The following is a 3027-nucleotide window of genomic DNA, read 5'->3' as shown; positions in this document are numbered from 1 at the left end:
GTCTCAAGACCACGCCGCCCCACAAGCAGCAGATGCTTCGCGCCATGCTCCTCGGCGAAGTGCCGGGCGACCAGTCGGCCCAGCGTGCCCAGACCACCCGTGACCAGCACCGTCCCCTCCGGGTCGAGGGGGCGCGGGACGGTGAGGACGACCTTGCCGACATGGCGGGCCTGGCTGACGTACCGGAAGGCCTCGGGGGCCCTGCGGACGTCCCAGGCCCTCACCGGCAGGGGGCTCAGGTCTCCCCGCTCGAAGAGGGAGACGAGTTCGGTGAGGATCTCCTGCACCCGGTCCGGGCCGGCCTCGACGAGGTCGAACGCCTGGTAGGCGACGCCGGGATACGCGGCCGCCACCTCGTCGGCGTCGCGGATGTCCGTCTTGCCCATCTCCAGGAAGCGGCCGCCACGGGGTAGCAGGTCGAGGGAGGCGTCGACGAACTCGTGGGCGAGCGCGTCGAGGACGACGTCCACGCCCCGGCCGTCGGTGGCCTCGAGGAACTGCTCCCTGAAGACGAGGGTGCGGGAGTTGCCGATGTGCCGCTCGTCGAGGCCGCTCGCGCGCAGGGCGTCCCACTTGCCGGGGCTGGCGGTGCCGAACACCTCGACGCCCGCCTGCCGGGCCAGCTGGACGGCGGCCATGCCGACTCCGCCCGCGGCGGCGTGCACCAGCACGGACTCGCCCGCGCTCAGGCCGGCCCGGTCGAACAGGCCGTAGTACGCGGTCGTGAAGACGATCGGGACGCTCGCGGCCTGCTCGTACGTCCACCCTGCGGGCATCCGGACGAGATGGCGGTGGTCGGCGAGCGCCTGCGGCCCGAAGCCGTCGCGCAGCAGGCCCATCACCCGGTCGCCGGGCGTGAGCGAGGTGACGCCGGGCCCGGTCTCCAGGACGACACCAGCGCCCTCGCCGCCGAAGTGGGCGGTGCCCGGGTACATGCCGAGGGCGATCAGCACGTCACGGAAGTTCAGGCCGGCCGCGCGCACGGCGATCCGGACCTGTCCCTCGGCGAGCGGCTCGCGCACCTCGGGGCTGGGCAGCAGTGCCAGGTTCTCCAGGGTGCCGGTGGTGGTGACGTCCAGGTGCCAGGCGTCGGTGCCGGCCGGGACGGCCAGGGCGTCGGAGGCGGCGGCGCGGGCGAGGCGGGGTGTGCTCGCGCGGCCCGCGCGGACGGCCAGCTGCGGTTCGCCGGTGGCGAGGGCGGCGGGCAGCGCGTCGCGGGAGGTGGGGTCGTCGTCGAGGGCGGCCAGGACGATCCGGTCGGGGTTCTCGGACTGGGCGGAGCGCACCAGGCCCCAGACCGCCGAGGCGGCCGGATCGCTGATCGGGTCCCGGGTGAGGACGACCAGCCAGCCGCCCGCCCCGCCGAGGTGGCCCTGCAGTACGGCGAGCACCCGCGTGGTCAGGTCGAGGGCGCCGCCGGGTCCGTCGGTGACGGCCGCGGTGAAGTCGGCCACCACGTCGGCCGTGTCCGTCTCCCCCGCCAGAGCCTCCTCCGTGGTGGCGAGGGGGGTCCAGTCGACGAGGAACAGGGAGTCGTGCACGGGGGTGCGCGCGGCGCCGAGCTGCTCGGTTGAGACCGGGCGCAGCACCATCGAGCCGATGGCGGCGACGGGGGCGCCGGTGTGGTCGGCGAGGCTCAGGGAGATGCCGTCGGCACCGGCCGGGACCGCGCGGACGCGCAGCTCGGTGGCGCCGGAGGCGTGCAGGGTCACCTGGTTCCAGGCGAACGGCAGCCTGGTCTGCTCGGCGTCCGCTTCCTGGCCGGGGCAGAACATGCCGGTCTGCAGAGCGGCGTCGAGGAGCGCGGGGTGGATACCGAAGGCCTCGGCCGTCTGTCCCTCGGGGAGTGCGACGTCGGCGAAGACCTCCTCGCCGCGCCGCCAGACGCGCCGGATGCCCTGGAAGACGGGGCCGTACTCCAGCCCGGCCGCGCGCCGGCCGTCGTAGAAGCCGTCGAGGTCGATCTTCTCGACCTGCGCGGGCGGCCATATGGTGAAGTCGAACTCCGGTGCTGTGACGGCCTGTTCGGTGAGTGTGCCGGTGATGTGCCGGGTCCACGGGGTCTCCGGTCCGGCGCCCTGGGCGGCCGAGTACAGGCTGACGCTCCGGCGCCCGTCCTGGGCACCGCCCACGACGACCTGGACGCGCACGCCGCCCGTCCCGGACAGCACCAGCGGGGCCTCGATGACGAGTTCCTCGACCGTGCTCGCGCCGGCCTCGTCGCCGGTCCGCACCACCATCTCCACCAGCGAGGCGCCCGGTACGACGACGGTCCCCGACACCACGTGGTCGGCCAGCCACGGATGGCTGCGCAGCGAGAGCAGGCCGGTGGCCAACACGCCGCCGGATTCCGGCAGTTGGGTGACGGCCCCGAGGAGGGGGTGTTCCGCCCCGGCGAGTCCGGCGCCGGAGACGTCGGCGGTCCGGCCGACGTCCTCCAGCCAGTACCGCTCGCGCTGGAAGGCGTACGTCGGCAGGTCCACGCGGCGGGCGCCGGTGCCGGCGAAGACGCTCTCCCGGTCCAGGGCGACGCCGTACTCGAAGAGCTGGCCGAGGGCGGTGACGGCGGCGCGCGGTTCGGCGACGCCGTTCCGCTGCAGGGTGACGAACCCGGTGCCGGCGCTGTCCGTGAGGCAGCCCTGTGCGAGGGCGGTGAGGACTCCGTCCGGCCCGGCCTCCAGGAACACGGTGACACCCTGCTCGTGCAGCGCGGCCACCCCGTCGGCGAAGCGGACGGCGCCGCGGACGTGGCGTACCCAGTAGTCGGGCGAGGTGAGTTCCTCCTGGGTGGCCACCTTTCCGGTGACGTTGGAGACCACGGGGATGCGCGGCGCCTGGTAGGTGAGCCCGGCGGCGATCTCCCGGAACTCCGCCAGCATCGGGTCCATCAGCACCGAGTGGAACGCGTGACTGACCGTCAACTTCTTCGTCTTACGGCCCAGTTCCGCGAAGTGCGCCTCCACCGCCTCGGCCTCGGCCTCGACGCCCGAAATCACCACGGACATCGGCCCGTTGATGGCCGCGATG

At 73.9% G+C, this 3027-nt stretch carries 1 protein-coding gene; it reads right to left on the bottom strand.

The window, feature by feature from the left end:
• Positions 1–2999, bottom strand: a 2999-nt coding sequence (locus tag AQJ91_RS00140; RefSeq protein WP_456113449.1) for a polyketide synthase dehydratase domain-containing protein, incomplete at its 3' end; no start/stop codon positions are given.
• Positions 3000–3027 lie beyond the last annotated feature (28 nt).

Origin of the sequence: Streptomyces dysideae, assembly GCF_001514305.1 — a bacterium.
Lineage (GTDB): Bacteria > Actinomycetota > Actinomycetes > Streptomycetales > Streptomycetaceae > Streptomyces > Streptomyces dysideae.
The sequence above is the reverse complement of the archived record's forward strand: the minus strand, read 5'-3'. Positions and strand labels throughout refer to the sequence as shown.